Genomic DNA, 17,978 nt, shown 5'->3' with positions numbered 1-17,978 from the left:
TCCTCTCGACAATTGTCGATTTCTAGTATTGATATGTCTCGAATTGGTTTTTTTGCTCGGATTTTTGTCGGCTCGTCTCGGTTTATACTGGGGCGGGAATGTAAAGCTGTGGCAGATTCCAATGCTTGACATGTGGGGGAGCAATGCCAAGTCAGACGCGAGCGACTGCCATCGCATTCATTGCGACGCGCACCGAAAGGGCTGGTGAGCCTCGGCATATCGTCGTCGGCTCTCGGCTCAGAGGCGGGACCTGCCGCCAGTTCATCGGTTTTTTTGACAGACCGGCGCTGGAAAAATGGTTGCTTGACGGCGCTCCACTCACGCCGAATGATGGTCCAAACTGTGTTTTTCAGTCCTTCAGGAAAAACGATGAGACCGGCCTTTTCGACGTGCCGTACGAACTTCCACAGTCGAGAGTGTCGCAGGCCGGCCTGTTTGCGTCTCCCGTTGAGAACTCGGGCCGCACGATCCATATCCCCGACATTACGCGGATTGCTTATTTCGTCGATGGCAGCGGCGAGACTGTGCAGCCCATTGGACCGACATGGGCGGACGCACAGCCGCGGCTCCTGCTCGATCTGGCCAATCCCGAAACCGCGGCTGCCTCAACGGGAAGCAGTATCATTATCGTCTTGCCGGCGCCCGGCACCACACGCAAGCGCCCGACCCACATCATAGTCGATCATCGCTTGCGCCATCCGCTCAATGCCCATGCGACCGGTGATGTGGTCAGCGAGCCTTCGATGAGCGCGGCTGCCCTGCAAACCTGGCACGCCAACGTCGACGATCAGTGGATCGCGCACGGCAACGAGCGCTATCCCGCGCTTGGCTTCTGGGCCGCAGGGGTTTCGGAGCGAAATCGAGAAAATAGGGCCGACCTCGCCCAGTCGTGGGGTTCGATCAGAATGCCGCAAGGTCATGGCGGTTCTCAGCCGACCTCCCTTTTTGCCCTGGCCAGCAATGCAGGCGACAAAATGGGAGGTCCGTTCACCCTGGAAGGCATGTTGCGCGGTGTCACATGGCGGCGGGCAGATCGTGCAGGCCGTGGAATCCCGGCGGTCGATGAGATCGGCATCCGTCCAAACGGCGACACGCCGCCGATACGAGGCTTCGGACTACAGCGTGTTGCCGAAAGCGAGCATTACCCACGGTCTCTCGTACCCGTCCTTTCAGGCGACTTCCCGATCGAGACGCGATCAATCGGCTCCGCCAAGCGCGCTCTCAAACTCCCATCAGGCTTTTCAATCACACCAGAGACTGCCCTGAAAGATAGACGCCCATTCCGGGCGATCGGCACGTCGCTCAATATTACACCGGGGAGCCCGATCGACTGGTTGGCGATAGGCTCACCGGTCCAATGGAACATGAGCCTGGAAATTGCTGCCGACGCACTCGATCGGGTCCCCACCTCATCGGGAGAGGCCCGGCCGCTGGAAGCCCTTCGAGACCTCCTGGCGACGCGGGCTCAGGCGCGTGCGATTGCGCGCGGCATGCCGCCATTCAGTTTCGCACCACAGTTTTCCGGATCCCCTGGGTTCAACGGCGCCCTTCTTCTCACATGGAGGCTCACCGACAGCTTGCCGTGGGCGCGAGCAATCGGAGCCAATGAGCTATCACTTGACAATCTGCAGGCAGAATTTCGCCTGTCAGGTCCTCCCGGTCGCGCCATCTGGCCTGCCCTTTCGACGCACAGCGGCAATGCATTGGCCGGTGGCAAGTTCTATAATGGGCTGAGTGCCCCTATCGAGGAGCAGACCTCGCTCGACGAAGATCTGGGTGAGGTCGATTCAACTGCGGCCGGCCGCTTTCTCGCCAAGCGCATCGCTCTGCGGATCACTGCAACGGCGAGCGACCGCGAAAGCGATACGCTCCGTATCGGATCTCTCGATCTGGAGATGCGTCGGCTCGTGGACGATGCGCCCTATCCCACCGGGGATCCATGCGTTTTCCTGACGTTGGTTCCGGCAATCTCCCTGATTGGCGGTCAGAGGGGGTTGCGCGTGCGGATCGTCGGGTCCTTTCCGGTCGCGGCCGCTCGCCCGGCTCGAACCGACAGGCCACCTGTGAATCGGGACATGGCGAGCCAGTCCGCCCAACTCGAAGATGCTCCCGACCTTCCGGTGCTTCTTCCACTCAGCACCGCCTCCTCGATCGGGATCCAAGGATGGCTGAAAATCTCGGAGAGTTTTGGCTGGGGTCTGGATCCCCAGCTGACTATGAGATTGGCTCTCAATGGGTCGATTGACATGACCACAGTGCTGGAGAGTTTTCTTCTCTTCGGGCGCATTCCGATGCAGGTCGCCCGGTTGCAGATGCCACCACTGGCCCGACGGGCAGATCCCACTGACTATCAGGTCGCAGTCTGGTCATCCGGAGCGGAAACCGGCGGAAGCTGGCGGCTTCGCGACCCGCAGGAAGCAGCGCTCATCATCCTCGGGCCCCAGGGCGTTGGCGAAGCCATGGAGAAGGGTTGCGCCAGCGATGGCTACAATGACATTGGGGTCGACGAGCGGGCCGCTTATCGGTTTACTCCACCTGCAATCTTGGAAATCGACCCGTCGCCCCTGGATTCAGGCTTTGTCGAGCCAAGCTGGAATCTCGATCGCATCTTCGGGCGCCCCGGGGTCATCGAGCCCGGGGCGCGGCTGAAGAGGGCAGCTTATGAGCTTTTCTACGGCATGGCCGGCGCCCTCAACGATCGGGGACTTAAGAACGGCCAGCTGCGGTTGTCAGATGTCGCGGCACGATATGGTGTGCCGCCCAGCCGAATGTCTCGGTCGGCCTCGGTCACGGATGCTGCTCTTGGCGAATGGATCGACGAATGGAACAGCCTGCGGCGTGTCACCTTCACCCGGCCGTTGACGCTTTCTGCTTCGCGAACTGACCGGCTGGCGGGGTTTGAGGTCGAAGGCAGCGGCGTCGACTTCCGGCTGCGCAAGAGCGCCCGTTTGAAATATCCCATTCCGAACGTTCCAGCGCCCAAAAAGGAGCCCTGGCAGCATCGACGCGAAGGCGATCCGGAACAATGGACTGCCGATGGGCATCTGGCGGGGGGTGTCGGTTGGGGGTTCGAATCTCCCAATATCGTAGAGTCGGTTTTTACCGCACCGAGGTCCAACGCCGGTCGCGTGCGTGACCTGAGCCTGACCCCTCTTGGCGGATACGGAAACGTCCGAGGTCTCTTCGACAGCCGGCGCACCGCGATCGAGGCGACCGTCGCTCTCGGTCGCACGCATTTCTTTGCCCTCGAACGGGTTGGTCGTATCGGGGCACTGTGGAACAAGGCCAAACACGTCATCATCTATCGCCGTGAGGTGGTCCCCGCAGGTCAATTCTACAATGAAGATCCGATCGGCAAGCAGCAGGACGAACATGCCGGGCGCGTAGTGGTACGCAAATGGGAGGAATATGTCGAAATCCTTCAGCCGCAGCGAAGCTATCCTGACCTTGCCGATGCCGCCGATCGGACGGGTTTCGTTCTTGGAAGCCATTTCCACTCCCAGCGTATCCGCGTCGATTCCCGATGGGGATCGGACGTCCCCGGAGCCGGCTGGATGGTTCCACTTTGGAAGAGCGTGTTCCGTACGCTGAAGGTGTCCACCGAGGATTCGCCCGCGGCAATCTATCCGATGCCGCAGATTTCGCTCGTGTGCGCCGGACGAAGCGGCCAGGAACACCAACAGGAAATCCGGTTCCCGGAAAATCTGGTCTTCTTTTCTTCGACCCGGCTGGGTGAGACGGACGACACCGATGCCTGGGCCGTGACCGAGGGTATAGACTGGGCAGACGAGCTCTGGCCAGAGGTGCCAACCGAAGGAGGATCTGGCTCGCAGCCCTACGATACCAAGCTTGCAAAGCCGGTTATCGCCCCAGCCGAGCACGGCCGGTTCGTTATGGAGCTGATCAGGGGGGAACCGGTCGCGGTCGCCCATGGTTACGATGACGAACCGCCGGTCGCTGCGATCGACTCCGTGACGATTTCCCGCGCGTCTCCGTTGAAGATGGATCAGGCCGCTCCGACCCCCAAAATCCTAGGGGCGCTCGATGAGTTGCGGATGCTTGCCAGCGACACCCGCGCGGTCGTCACAAACCTGAAGCGAGAGGTGGAGGCGGCGCCCATCGCCACCGCCACGGCCCAACAGCGTGGCGAGCTTGCCCGTCGAAGCCGCGAGGCCAAAAATACACTGGATGGTCTGAAGAAGGCGGCAGCGCGACTTAACGACGGAGGCGCGACGAGCGCGCGAAACGCCATCGATAGTCTCGATGCCCACAGCCTTGTCGAACAGGGATGTAGCGAAGTTAAACGCCTGCTGCGTATGGCGATCGACAGCCGGCTAGAAGCCGCAAAGCAGGAGGTCACCCGGTTTGCCGATCGCCTCGACATTATAATTCAGGAGGCAGACGCCAAACTCTCAAATGCCGATCAAGGGTTCGAAGAGACCGCAAAGCAGTTGTCCTTGGAGATCGACGGCGCCTTTGCCATCGCCTGGACAATGCTTGATCGCATCGAATTCGCCGGTCTCGAGGTCGGCTCGCAGGCCAGCAGCCGCATCGCTACCGTTCGTGATGAAGTCGCACGCATGTACGGCCTATTCGACCGTTGGAAGGACGCACAGGCTGACGCGTGCGATATGATGACCGCTCTCCTTGCGCAAGCCGGTACTGTGGCCGGTTCGCTTGCAGAGGCCTTCAGTCGTGAATGCCTGAGCCTTGCGGCGTCTGCCGAGGCGCTGCGAGCTCACGGGGCAACCATTCAGCTTGGCCTGGCCAATGCCATCCGCGCTGCCGAAACGCGCGCATCGGACGTCCCGGAAACCCCGCCAGCCGTCCGGCAGAAGTTTACTGCCGTCGTTTTGGGTGCAAAGGCCATCCAGCAGTTCATCGATGAGCAACTGGCTGTGGCCGATAGCGCTCTCTTGTCGTGGATCACAGTCAACGCGACGACGTGGGCGACATTGCCGGCGGATCAGATCGAAGCCGTAAAGACCGAACTCCAGGCCAGAATCATTCAGGCCAACGAGAAGATGCAAAAGCTGCAGGACAATTTTACCAAGGCGCTTGGGGAGCTTGCACACGAGGCTGCGCTGCGACTTGACAACCTGTCGGCGTTCGTGGACGCGCTTGCCAGCAAGTGGCCCAACGCGATTGCCGCCGTGCGAAGTGGCCTCGAACGCCTGCGCGCCGAAATACGCTCAGGCCTGGTACGTTGCGCCAACCTACCGTCCGAGCAGGTTAGGACCGCGCGAACGTTCCTTGTCGCCGCACGTAGCTTGGCAGCTGCCCGCCGACAGGCGGCCGAACAGACACTGACAAACGGTGCCGCCGAACTGACCGCAGGATCGATGGCGCTTGCCGAGGCCATCTGCGCAGAGCTTTCCAGTACCGTCGGCGGCTGGAAGACTGAGCTGGTCAACTTCCTGGACAGTCCAGCTTTTGATGCCATCGCTGGTGCTGCTGGACAAATCGCAGGCAAGATCGAAGCGGCAGCCGGCAGCGTTGCAGCGGAAATTGCCGCGATGGAGGCCGCAACGGATGCCGCGATCGGCAATCTCGCCAATGTGGTTGAGACGAAACGTGCCGAACTTGGCCGTCTGATCGGCGCCGCCGAACGCGCTACCAGCAAGGCGGAAAGCGTTCTTCAGAAGGGCGACCGCACCCTCTCGCTTATGCGCGCAGTCGGCGATCCGCCGAGAGTCGAAATGCTCGACTTCAACCGTCCGGGCGTCGCCTATGTCTTCAATGCGCTCGAGCAGCGCGGCGTCAGACTTTCTCCCGTCGTTGCTCAGGTCAATCGGGCTGCAAGCACCGTTGCGGCGGTTGGCCAGGCATCTGAAGCCCTCAACGATCTCCTGAGCGAATTCGGGCTACGGATCCCATTTCGCGAGCTCGGCAACAAGCTGACTCCGGATTCTCTCAAGGATTTCGATCTCTCGCGCATCTTTCCGCAGATGGGTGGCCTTGACCTACGCGATCTCCTCGGCGGCGAGAAATTTCCCGCCCTCGACGGGAAATATGGCGAAGCCATTCAGATTTCTCACGACTTCAAGCCCGAGGAGGGCCGAGCCTGGTTCGCCTGCAAGGTCAACACCCCGCTTGAGGAAACCGCTGGCAAGCCGCGTCGATTGTTCGCCCTCGGGCCGGTGCAGCTCGACCTTTTAAAGGGTCACTTCGGCGCCGATGCGCGCTTCGACGCAAGTCTTGAGCGGGGGACGTCCAAGAAGATCACGGGTGCGATCACTGGCGACTGGGAGATCACTGCTTTCGGTACACGGCTCGTTACCTTCGTCGATACCGGGCTGCGGTTCGATGACGGGGGCAGGTTCGATTTCGACGTACAGGCCGATCGCATCCGGCTTGCCGACGCGCTTCAGAGCATCGTCCAGTTGCTCAAGACCTTTGGGGGCCAGGTGGCCTCAAAGGTCAAGCCGATCGAGCGGGATGGCCGCATCGTCGGCATGACCGCGCCCTTTACTCTGTCCATCGGCGATCTGGAATTTGGCGCCTTCTCGGTCTCGGGCATCCAGATCAATTGCGAGTTCACGGTTATTGTGTCGCCGGAATTTGTGATTTCGGTCCGTACCGATGTCAATTCGAAGATGTCGCCTTTTACCCTGTCGGTCGGCACCATGATTGGAGGCGGATACCTTACCGCCAACACACATGTCGTGCCGAGCCGTGGTGAGGTAACCCAGCGCATGTCAATTGCCGTCATGGCAGGCATCGGCCGGTCGCTCAATGTGGCAGGCGTCGCCCGTGGACACGGCTACCTCCAATTCGGCATCGAGGTCGAACTCTGCTTCTCGACACGAAACGGTGGGGTAGGCGGGGCAATCATCGCTTTTGTGATTGCCAGCGGCAACCTTGTCATCCTCGGGATGGTGAACTGCAACATCACGCTGAGGCTGGAGACCCGCTACGATACGTCGGGGGGCGCCAGCGCCAGCGGCCAACTGTCGGTGCATATTCCGATTTCTTACTTCTACACATTGCATGTCGAGCGCGCCGCTGAATACCGCCTCTCGGGCGGTGGCGGGGGCAGCTACGCTGATAATTTTGCCTGAGGAACCCGGATGTCCGATATTCTGCTTCGCTGCCAGATCCGTTCCGGAGAGGCTCCCGACCACGATCCGCAGGACCTGTACATCGTCAGGATGGCATGCGCGGTTGAAGCTGCCACAGACCTGCTCCCTGGCGATCCTCTCTGGCCCTTCATCCAGCCGTGGCGATGGGAAACGCTCGCATGGCATATGGCGAAACCGGACATGACGTTCGTGGACCCAGCAACCGTCTCCGCGCATGAACGGAAAAGGCTTGAGGAGCCGGCGGCCGCCGCCGCTGAAAAATCGCTCGGTTTTCCTCCTTCGACTTCCGCACGGCGGGGTTTGCCGGGCGAGGCGACGGCTGTCACGGTTCTGAGGTCATCGCATGCACCCGACCCAGACGAGATCGAGGTCCAGCCGCTGCCCACGCATGCTGCCAGGACGTGGTTGACTGCGCTCGAAGGGCTCGGGACCGGGCCGGGGGCCTTGGCGCGCAGGATGAGCCTGGCGTCGCTTTTGCGTCCGAACCACGCCGATGTTCTCGAATGCTTCGCAGGCAGGGTAGGCTTTGCACCGGCTTTTCGATGCAACGGCACGGAGTTTATTCCGCAGAGTTGGGAAAGGGTCCGCTTCCCCGAAGCAGTAGGCCTTGACCCGACCAACCGCGAAGCCTTGCTCGTCACCTACACATCGGCTACCGGACTTCCGGTCGTCAGGGCGATAATCCTGCCGAGCCTCAAGCATACGGCCCCAGCGGTTAGCTACGTCAACGCAGGCACGCTGCAAGTCGCCCTCACGGGCGCGTCCGGCCAGACGGCGCGTTTCGATCGGGACTGGCCGGCAACTTTCATGCGTCGTGTTTCCGAGGCTTTCGACCTACCATCCCGCCTTACGGATGCTGCGGTACTCGCCGCAGTCCACCGCCCGAATCCTGCCAATCCCGGCCCCGGCGATCAGCGTGACTGGGAGGATTTCCTTGATCGGGCGCTCACCGCCTGTGCCCGTGACGCATCCGGCACCGGTACGGTGGTGACCACCGGTGGCACCATACCGGCTGTCCGATTGCTCACGTCCATGATGGTTGCGGACACGACCGGCCAACCATCCCTTTCGAGCGAAGCGCGCGACGCGATCTTGACCGCACTTGCGCCCTATGAGGAGAGGTTCGATGCTGCCGGATGGGAAATGCTTTTCGATGCGTTTCTCCGGGCTGAGGAAAAGACCGGCGCTGTCGCAAAACCGTCAGCCGTCCAGCTTGCCGCCCGCAGCGCATTGCTCGGTCGTCAAGACATCACAGCCGCCTTCCTTCTTCACCAATGGAAGGATGCACTGGCAGGGCCGGCAGGAACCGGATACGTCCTGCAACCAAACGACAAGATGCGTCTTGCCCAGGCGATTTCTGCCAGTGCTTCGACGCCAAGCTGGATAAGCCTGATCCCGCCTTTCGCCGGCGGTTCGACTGCGCCGCAGCCTTTTCACCTCAATTTTCTTATCACGCCTGTAGCGATTGCACCCGGTGAACTTCTTGTTTTGACCCTGCGTGCCGATCCAGCCAGCGCGGCGGCTGGACAGGAAGCGAACCTGATTCTGACCATGACGGGCGCCGGAGCACAGTGGTCATCGATCGCCGGTCCGTTTGGTAATTTGGTTTCTCCGGATGCTGCGGGCGCTTTGCGTATCACCGGAATGATCGAGCTCACCGATAATCACGATCCGCTGAAGCTGACACTGAATGGAGTGACACCCGATGTGTCTGTCCTTGGTAGCGGGCCGCCCTTGCTCGAGCTCACAGCTCGCCAGCCTCTTTCTGTTCGGTTTGGACCTCCTGGATTGTCTGACCTCCTTGGCAGGTCGGCTGCAATCGAGGCCGCCGGCCGCGAGCCATTCTTCACCAGCACTTTCGCTGAACGCCTTTCCAAGCTCGACCCGCAGGGATGGTTGATCCTTGGCCCACCGACCTTGGCGGGAAAGCTTGCGAGCGGCGCAGGTCTATCGCCGAGCCCAAACACCTCATTGCGCAAGAGAATGCTGGTCTCGGTCGGCGAAGCCTACCGCTCCTTCCTGGACGCCCGCATGAACCCAGCCGAATGCTGGCCTCTGTTGCCGTTTCCGAGCCTGCCAGGAGACGATGTCCGTATCACGCATCTGAAGACCGTACTCGTTGATCGCTTCAACAGCACCTATGGTGACGAGTATGCGCGAGAGTCGACCGCAATCGTGCCGCTCGACAGCGACGAAGCCGTCAATCTTCCGCTTCCCGACGCTCATCCGATTGTCGTACCCTACGATTTGGGCGATGCAATCCCCCTCAACGACCTCATTGGTGAAACCACCGGCGTCGCAGTTCTGGTCGAGGCCGACGGCCGAGCGTTCGCGCCCGACACGGCCTCAGAAGTGAAATACGCAAACACGTTCACGCTGAACGCCGCGCGCCTGGAATATGCCGGCGGCGACATCGACCAGGAACTTTGCATCGGATCGCGACCGAGTGTTCCCGATGGGGCCGATATCCGCAGTTTCTCCTATAACGCCCGCCCTCTCGTCGCGCCTTTGAGCTCCGAGATAGACCAGCTCGATCAGCGGGAAGAGCACCTCTATCGGATCATGCCGTTCTCAAGCGCGAAAGCCGAGGAGGACTGGGGCCGCCGCGTTCCACAAATGCGCTTCGGTTGGAAATATCGCTTCAGAAGCTTTCTCGTTTCCCAGGGTGGCGCCCTTCCGCCCGACCTCTGGTATAATGGCGATCCGGCGACGCTTCGCCGGCCAGCGGTCGATGAAAAGGACGGCTTTGGTGAGGCTTTCCGTTATCTTTGCCGAACGCCGGTCTCGGCACCAAGATGGGGCAAATCGCCCGCCGGTCGTCGACCTGAAGATTGCCTTCCCCTTGCCGCAGAGCTTCCCGATCTTCCGCCACCCATCGATATTTTGGAGGCGCAGACGGCCACCCACTATTTGTCCGATCAGGACGGTTCGGGTCTGCTGCCCTTTTCTTCCGCCACGCCATTGGAGATCAGGGTTTACGGATTGAGGATTGCTGACGATGGCGAGGCAGTCGTCTCGCTTCGCCGAGGCCGGCTGGGTGCATCCGGCAGCTATATCAATATCAGGATTTGCCCAGATTCCAGTCCAGCTCTCGAGACAAAGGATGGGGATTTCCTGGTTCGGCTTCCAAGGGAGCGTCGCGATACCTACGACGACGCTGATGCCGGAGAATGGCACCTCCGGCTCCTGGTCAGGCTGACGCAGTCGGCAGCTGTTCTCAGCGCTGATCTGATGATGGAAGCTGGCACATCCGAGAAGCTGGCGGTCCTCGAGCCAGACCTGGTGCACGCATTTGAACCAATCGGCACCGTTGCCAGCATCTCGATAAACACGGATCCGGGGGACATTTATCTCGCCATGACGGCACAGAAGGGGCCGGTTCGAACTGTGCCGCCGCGCGTCTGGGCCGGACCCTACCGACAGGTGTGTCCGGAAACTGCGGGCCAGCAACCTGAAATCATAGCTCTCGATAGCAGGTCGGGCGAAGCAAGCCTCGATATCAGGCCACCGGCTGCAACCTTCTCCACCTGGGTTCGTCATCTCCTTAGCGATAAGCCGCTGGTCGATACGACCCTCAACAGGCGCATCGACGCTGCCTTCAAAGCCAGCCAGCAGAAAAGGAGCGATGGGACGACGGCCGCGGTCGACCATCCTCGCGTCGTTTCCCTCTTCGTCGAGGTAGTCCCCCTCTTCCCGAGGGCACGCACGGGCGCGACGCTGCATGAGATCAGACTTCCCGACTACGGAGAGGACGATCCCGCCGGCGATCAAAAACCAGGGTTTAGGCTTCGTATTGTTCACGCGAAGAGCGTGACCTTTGATATCGACAGGCCAGTCGCGGATCTCGGGGTTAGCGGCCGCGACGTCATCGTCACACTCGCATCCGGCCATGTCGCTGAGGTCCGAGCCTACGCTGCAATCCGCGCGGAGGATTTCGATGGGCCGAAGGCGCGGTTTGCATCATCGCTTGCGCGCGGGAGACGCCGAGTGGACGGATTTATCCTGGGCCCGCCCCTGCGATTGAGGGTTGAGGCATCCGCGAATGCGGCCCTGGTCGACAGGGTTATCCCTGCGGGGGAGTGGAGAAATCGCCTTACCGCTCGTCCGGGCGACACGTTTCAAGACTGGGGCCATCCGATCGTTGACGGCAGCGGCCAATTGCAGCGCGTCGAGGCCCGTCCGATGCTTGCACCACCCGGCGATCGAAGGGTCGCCAGGATCCTGCGACTTTTCGCATCAGTGACGGTGTATGACCAGCAATGGAGCTGGCGCGGCCGGATCGGCGCGAGCGCCCCTCGGCTGCAGGACACCGCCACGCTGGAGGCGTTCGGCAAATGGTCTACGCGCCTCTTTTACGGTCGGAGCGATAAGGATGCCGAGTATGGCGAGCCAATCCCGCTTTTGCCGCAGCGAATCCGCAGAGCGGATCGTCTTGACCAGGCGCCAGCAATGCCGTTGACCCAGCGCGACCTCGGCTATCATGGCTCACCCATGCTCTGGCGGTTTTCGGCAGAGTTCCACGGTCGCTATCCAGGCGAGCTTGGCTTCGATCGCCATACGCTGAGCGGTTTCGCTTCGGACACCGAAGAAAAACGGCAGGGCCGTTGGGCGCATGTCATCGTCCAGGGTGCATTGGCCGCGGAAGGCACCGGGCCCGGGCGCCCACCTGAACAACGCCGGCCTGCCTTCGAGATCTGGCTGCCGCTGGCAGAGCAGCTACGCGAGGCGTCGGCTGCCGCCCCGGTCCTTTTGATGTTCAGCGAGCCATGGTATTCGCGCGGCAATTTTGCCGACGCGCTGCAAGTCGTCAGCATTTTGACACGCCACCCGCTTCCAACCATGTTCGAGGACAACCAAGGCCCATCGTGGACGCAGGACCAGCTCAGTATCCTGTTCGGCGACGACATAGCATTCAAATCGGCCAAACAGTATCCGAAGTTCTGGCAGAGCTGGGGGCCGGATCCGATCTTGACCGGTGCGGCCTCGCAGTTTCATGCAGTCACTCTCGCAGTTTCCGGCCCGCTTGGCTGGACGCAAAGCGAAGGCGCGATCACCGACTTCAGGCGTACGAGTTTTATATTGGAGCCGACCGCAAACGAGAAAACGGGAGATCTGCTTGCCCTGCGGCCAATGTTCCAACTCGCCCACCGCAGAATTCTCGATCCGGAGCTTGTCGACCTGCCTGCAGAATTGCTGCGGGGGTACGCCTTGTGGCAAAGCGCTATTCCAAAGGGAACAGCGAATGCGCCGCGCAGACTGCTGCAGTGGCGGTTCTATCCGCCGGCCGAACGGCCCACCGCGCCTTTTGCCGGTCAGTTGGCTGGCTTCCAGGGCGTAAGGGTGAACTGGAAGCCACCCGCGCTGCAGGATGGGGTTCCGGTCTTCATGCGGCTCGAAGACGCCGCCCCGTCCGGTGAGAACCCACGTCGGATGGTGGTGGAGTTACGGAGGATTGGGGACACAATTGATGTGCGACTTGCAATCTCGGAACCGCTGCTTGACCAGAATCCGTGGGGATGGCGCATCAACCATCTCCCACCAATGTCGCTTGCAGCGCAGCAGGACGGTGAAGTTGAAATTCAGCTCGACGTTTCCCCGACGGCTCCAGCCCAGACACTGGATGTAGGAGCTGCGCCAGACACCTACGATGTCGTCGTCTCGGCTCGGGCGTCGATGACGTCTTTATGGGAAGGTGGGATGCTTGCCCGTTTCAAGGCGCCAGCGGGTAACGGCAGCCTGCGCTTTGACTTTCCCGGCACGACCCAAGATCTCGCATCGAGGGCCAGTCTCAAACCGTTCGCCGCAAGTCCTTTTTCGGAAAGCTTCTGGACGCAGTTTTTCAGCGACACTTCGCGCTTTCGCTGCCAAGCGGTCGGATCCACCTCGCCTTTCCGCTCAAAGATCGAGGCCATGGGCATCAAGCTGTTCACGGGTGGCGCGGGCTTCACGGCTGCGGTCGGATCAAGCCACTCGGCGGTGCAAATCTGGCCACTCGTGCCCGACAAATCTGGAAGCGAACGATCCGAACCGCGCCACAGGCTGGTGGCGGTTGTAACCAAGTGGATCACCGATGCCGAGGGTCGCCGTTCGGAAATGCCGGTATTCGCATCGCCGGTACGCGCGACCGATCAGACCGGATCATATTTCAGTTTTCCGACCGATGGGTGGCCGAAGGCAGGCCGTTTGCGTCTGTTGACGGTATTTGCGACGGTGGAAGCCCCGGCGTTCGGACCAGAGACCGAGCCGACCTCGCAGAACCGCTTCGCAGTCATGGAGGAGATCCTGCGCGCAAGAAACGCCGCAGCCTCGCTGGCCGAAAAGGATATCGCTCCTTTCGACCTCGACACTGAGGATTCCGAGCTCGCCGAGGCGACGATGATCATCGTCGGCGTTTCCAAGCCACTCGAATTCTGATGCGGCTAGCATCATTGCTCTTCACAGCTTGCAATAGTCACTGGGAGATCGAGCGCAGCACTCGCTGAAAAGCCGGTAGCGTAGTTGAGGAGGGAAAATGCTAGAAGCGAAGTCGGTCGATCCTGTAGCGTGGCCAAAAGCAAAAAGCCGGGCCGCGGCGCGACAGGCTGTCATTCTTGTCCATGGGATGGGCGAACAGATCCCGATGGACACAATAAAAGGCTTTGTCACTTCTTTATCGACGTCGATCGACGAGGACGGGCGGGTCCAGACTGCGGAGATTTGGAGCAAACCCGACCCCAGAACCGGTTCGCTGGAGTTGCGGCGGCTCACAACTCGGAAATCGAAGAAGGGCGGCGCGTTCGCGAACGGCGTGCGAACCGACTTTTACGAATTGTATTGGGCGGATCTAACTGCCGGTTCCACCGTCGGCCAACTCGTTGGATGGATTCGTTACCTGCTTTTCAGGCCCTGGAGCAAAGTGCCGGCTCCCGTCCGCCCGGCATGGCTCGTTCTTTGCTTTCTTTCGTTTTTTGCTTTCGCACTGTTCATGCTCAGTTTCATCCCGGAAGCCTGCTGGAAAGCATGGTTTCCGTCCTGGTTCTCACAAAGCCTGGCAATCGGGATCGCGGGAATTCTGGGGCTTGGAGCACAGCAACTCGGGACCACAACCTTCGGTCGTGTCGTGAAATACACCAGAGCCGACCCGGACAATATCGCGGCAAGAGCGGCGGTCCGCGAGCGTGGCCTCGCTCTTCTGCGCGCGCTACACAAACGCCAGGGCGACGACAAATATGACCGTGTCATCGTCGTGGGACACAGCCTCGGATCAATTCTCGCCTACGACCTCCTCAACTATTATTGGGCTGAAAGGGAACAAGCGCGCACTTACGTGGAAGGGAGTGACACCTCCGGAAAACTTTCAGCAGTCGAAGCTGCGGCTCGGGCACTCCGCCTCGGCGGGTCAGATATACAGGAGAAGAGATCAGCTTTCAGGGTAGCACAAGCAGACCTACGCCGATCGATCTCAGCAGATGCCGTTGAGCAGGACGCGCGATGGCTGATAAGCGACCTAGTTACGTTTGGAAGCCCTCTGACCCATTCGGAGTTCCTGTTGGCATCGAGCCAGGAAGACCTCCGCCAGCGACAAGCCGTTAGGGAGTTGCCAACATGCCTCCGATCGTGGAAGCTCTCGAAGAATGGCGCGTACCGCTCACCAGAAGAGCACTGCGAAGGGGGGTGTTCAAATCCGTGCCCGATCTGCAGAAAACAATCCGCGATTATATCAAGCGCCAGAATGCAAAACCCAGACCCTTCGTCTGGACAAAATCCGCAAACGACATTTCGCAATGCTCGACGAACTGCCCGTACCGTCTGTATGAGTCAGTGCACTAGTCACCGGCAGAACCATCAAGATCGTTGCCGAGGGCAGAGACGCAACACCAGAAAACCGGCCGCTCGTGAATGTTTATCTTTCCGATGGCAGAGAAGTCGGCAAGATCCTACTCAAGGAAGGGTTCGCGCGGCCATGGCACCCGCATGTGCAGGTGAATTGGTGCGGCAGGTCAACGTCGCAACAATAGACATCGCGCAATATCCACGCGACACGAAATTAATTACACTCCGGAAAAGATTTGCACCATGAGTAGCCTTCTTCGAAGCATGGGCGATAACCTGGACTACAATAGTCGTTGTCTGAGGGGCTCCATTGCCCACAAGATCCGTATCCGTACTTGCAGCTATCATCCACTCGCTGCAATAAATGCGACGGGAGCTGCGAGCGTTTGCTATCAACGAACGCTGAAACCCAAGCGGTTTGATTCCGGTTTACAGTATTGGTGTCATTCGCCAATTCAGCTTCAACAGCAATGGCGTTAGTGGCCATAACAGCCATAAGCGCAGCAAATACGACAATGATGTATCGAAGCATTTCGATACTCCCGCTTTAGCAATGTTCATCGCATAATAACACGCGATACTTGCAAACGAAAGCGACTTTTTCGATCACTCCGTCCATTTGAGATTTGATTGTTCACCGCTACTGTCACGTTCCCTCTATCGCATGTGACAATAGCAGGATTCTAACTCACTATCTATCGCCTACCGCCGCCCACATTGCAACCTGAAGTCGATTATCCTTGACTATGATTCAATGAACTGCAAATATGTTCGACGGTTGGATCGTGTTCTTGCTCAACTTCCCACCAACTTGGCTCTCGACTTCAAAACGCTGCGCAGGGGTAGACCATGACCGATTCAGACGATGTTGCCGTGTGGCTTGCAGCCGGCGTTTTGCGGGCTAGTGACAACGAAATCGATGCTCTAAATCTCGAGGCAATGGTCGCCGACGCCGGGCCTGGCGAATTGGATAGTGTGGTCGAGAAAGCACGTCTCTCAGAGCAACGTGGTGGCGCCCTTGGAATGGAAATCGTGGGTGCAATTTTGATTCCGGTTTTGATCGAAGCTGCCCGTCAGTTTTGGAGCGCCTACCAAAAAGAGTTCGCCGAAAAAGCCGGCAAGGCGGCGGCCAACGCCACTCTGGAACAGCTCAGGGCCTGGTTTTTTTGGAGAAGCCCGAGCAGAGGACAAAGCCGCGCTGTCAGCCACGCTTGCTGAAAAAATCCGCCGAGTTGGCACCGATCGAAAACTCAAACCGGCCGATATTGATGCACTTATCGCTGCAACCTCTCCAGGCAAGCTCGAGGCGAGTCTTGCCCAAGCCTGAGGATCAAGGTTGGCCGCAAAAGGAATCCGCGCTCACCAGCGCAACATCAACTGAAATCGTCGTGCATCTTTTCGTTCTGATCGCGGTGCTGGTGCCGGTACTCACCATCTTGTTTCCGGCGATGCTCTTACTCGTTGGTGCAACGATGTTGGCGAGCGAGGCACCAGACAGCTTTCTATCCCAATGGCTAACCTCGAATCAGTATGCGTCACTCGTTGTTGCATGTATGACCACACTCCTTATCGGCGCCGTAGCAATCCTTTGGAAGGAAAGACATTCGTCGGATAGTGCACTGAAATTGCGAGAGCTCTCCGGCGTACAAGGCGAAAGGCTCCGAGAAATGGTCGGCACAATCTGGGCTGGGCTCGGTAGCGATAAGCAAGCACCTCATGTTCGGTGGTTCCCAGCACTTGACGTGGCCGCTTACGCTTTCAGCCGGAATCGTCAGCCGGAAATCCAGATAAGTGCGGGCCTGTGGCGGGCGGCAACCACTGGAGAACCTATTGCCAAAGCGATCCTTGCTCACGAAATGGCCCACATCGTCCATCACGATCCAAGGACTCTGAAGGTCCTCCAGGCACTGGTAACAGCGCTATCAGCAATAATGTTGATCACAGGCCTCTTCGCATTGATAATGTTGATCTACATTGTTACAGAAGAAATTTTTCCGTTGCTTGCCAACGGAGATGGCATAACCGCAATTTTGCTTCGGCTCCTGATTATTCTTGCCGGAGCGGCTATGGTGCTTGTGCTCTTGCCGCTCGGATGGCTCGCTTTCCGCCGACAGATTTCCTTCGTTACTTCGCTGATCGAAATCCGAGCGGATGTCACTGCTGCGGCTTGGACCGGAGGTCTCGAAGAATTTACGCAAGCCTTCGCGTCGAACGAGAATGTGGTCAAAACATCAGGCAGCGCCTTTCGTCACGCGCTTTACTCAGCTTCGTTCTCACACATCCCTCAACGGGAACGGCTGACGATACTTAGTACGCCAGAACTCGTGGTGACGCCAAAAATTGCGTTCTTCGCAATGTCCATTCTGCTGCTGTTTCTACTGCCGATTAACTTCGGAACTCCGCTCCTATTGGGAGGAGCACCCAATCATTTCGCGGTCCAAGCGTTATCGGCTGCATTCAACGCCAGCATAATCGGCATGATTGTATTGGGTTTTAAGGACAGCATCGTTTCGGTGACTAAGTCCCGCCTATTCCTGCTTTCGGCCGTGAGTTGCTTGGTTACCGCTATACCTCGAATAAACTTGGAGCCCGTGTCTTATCTGGGTATGAGTTGGTTTATGGGATTCGGCGGTCAACCTCTTGATCTGGATACACTATCCAGCGACACGGTGACCACTTTGAAGGACCTAGCCGACAAAGTGCATAGCGGTTTCCTAAACTGGGGCACAATTTTCGCAATCGTGATCAACTATTGCGCACTGCGATCTCTAACACGAAGCGCTGATGGGTCGATCAACCTCGCACTTCGCCTCGTTTCTGGGACAGCCGCCGCAATTTTTGGCTCGTTCTTGGCTGGCTACGATTCATATCGAGCCTTGCCTTTCCCCTTCGCCGAATGGCTAAACGGCCAGTTTGGAGACACGCCCCCCCTGAGAGGAATGACACTCAGTTTGCCGTTAGCGCTGGCTGCTCTTGTGGAGGCCTTGATCCACCTACTCGCGGTCAGACGTCGAACTCGCGACTGAGGGAATAAAACAGGTATCTAAGTAGGGCTTCGAATCTTGGGGTTCAAATAACATAGGA

The 17,978-nt window shown here is 59.2% G+C and carries 5 protein-coding genes; all 5 read left to right on the top strand.

The genetic code is table 11. The features are described 5' to 3' along the window. Positions 1-299: 299 nt before the first annotated feature. The 5 genes from A6U98_RS23365 (at position 300) to A6U98_RS23345 (ending at position 17,920) form a co-directional block, all read left to right on the top strand. A complete protein-coding gene (locus A6U98_RS23365) occupies positions 300-7,061 on the top strand; it encodes a hypothetical protein (protein WP_156667884.1) in 6,762 nt (2,253 codons plus the stop codon). A gap of 1,356 nt (positions 7,062-8,417) precedes the next feature. Further along, positions 8,418-13,496 (top strand): hypothetical protein, encoded by a 5,079-nt coding sequence (locus A6U98_RS23360; protein WP_156667883.1) that lies wholly within the window; start codon positions 8,418-8,420, stop codon positions 13,494-13,496. 97 nt (positions 13,497-13,593) lie between these two features. Then, positions 13,594-15,141, top strand: coding sequence for a hypothetical protein (locus tag A6U98_RS23355; RefSeq protein WP_064653195.1), 1,548 nt, complete (start codon positions 13,594-13,596; stop codon positions 15,139-15,141). Positions 15,142-15,743: 602 nt separating this feature from the next. Further along, a complete protein-coding gene (locus tag A6U98_RS23350; protein WP_064653193.1) occupies positions 15,744-16,112 on the top strand; it encodes a hypothetical protein in 369 nt (122 codons plus the stop codon). A 95-nt stretch (positions 16,113-16,207) separates the two neighbouring features. Further along, positions 16,208-17,920, top strand: coding sequence for a M48 family metalloprotease (locus tag A6U98_RS23345; protein ID WP_197496431.1), 1,713 nt, complete (start codon positions 16,208-16,210; stop codon positions 17,918-17,920). Positions 17,921-17,978 lie beyond the last annotated feature (58 nt).

This window comes from Rhizobium sp. WYCCWR10014 (assembly GCF_001657485.1).
GTDB lineage: Bacteria > Pseudomonadota > Alphaproteobacteria > Rhizobiales > Rhizobiaceae > Rhizobium.
This window is presented reverse-complemented; position numbering and strand designations above follow the sequence as displayed.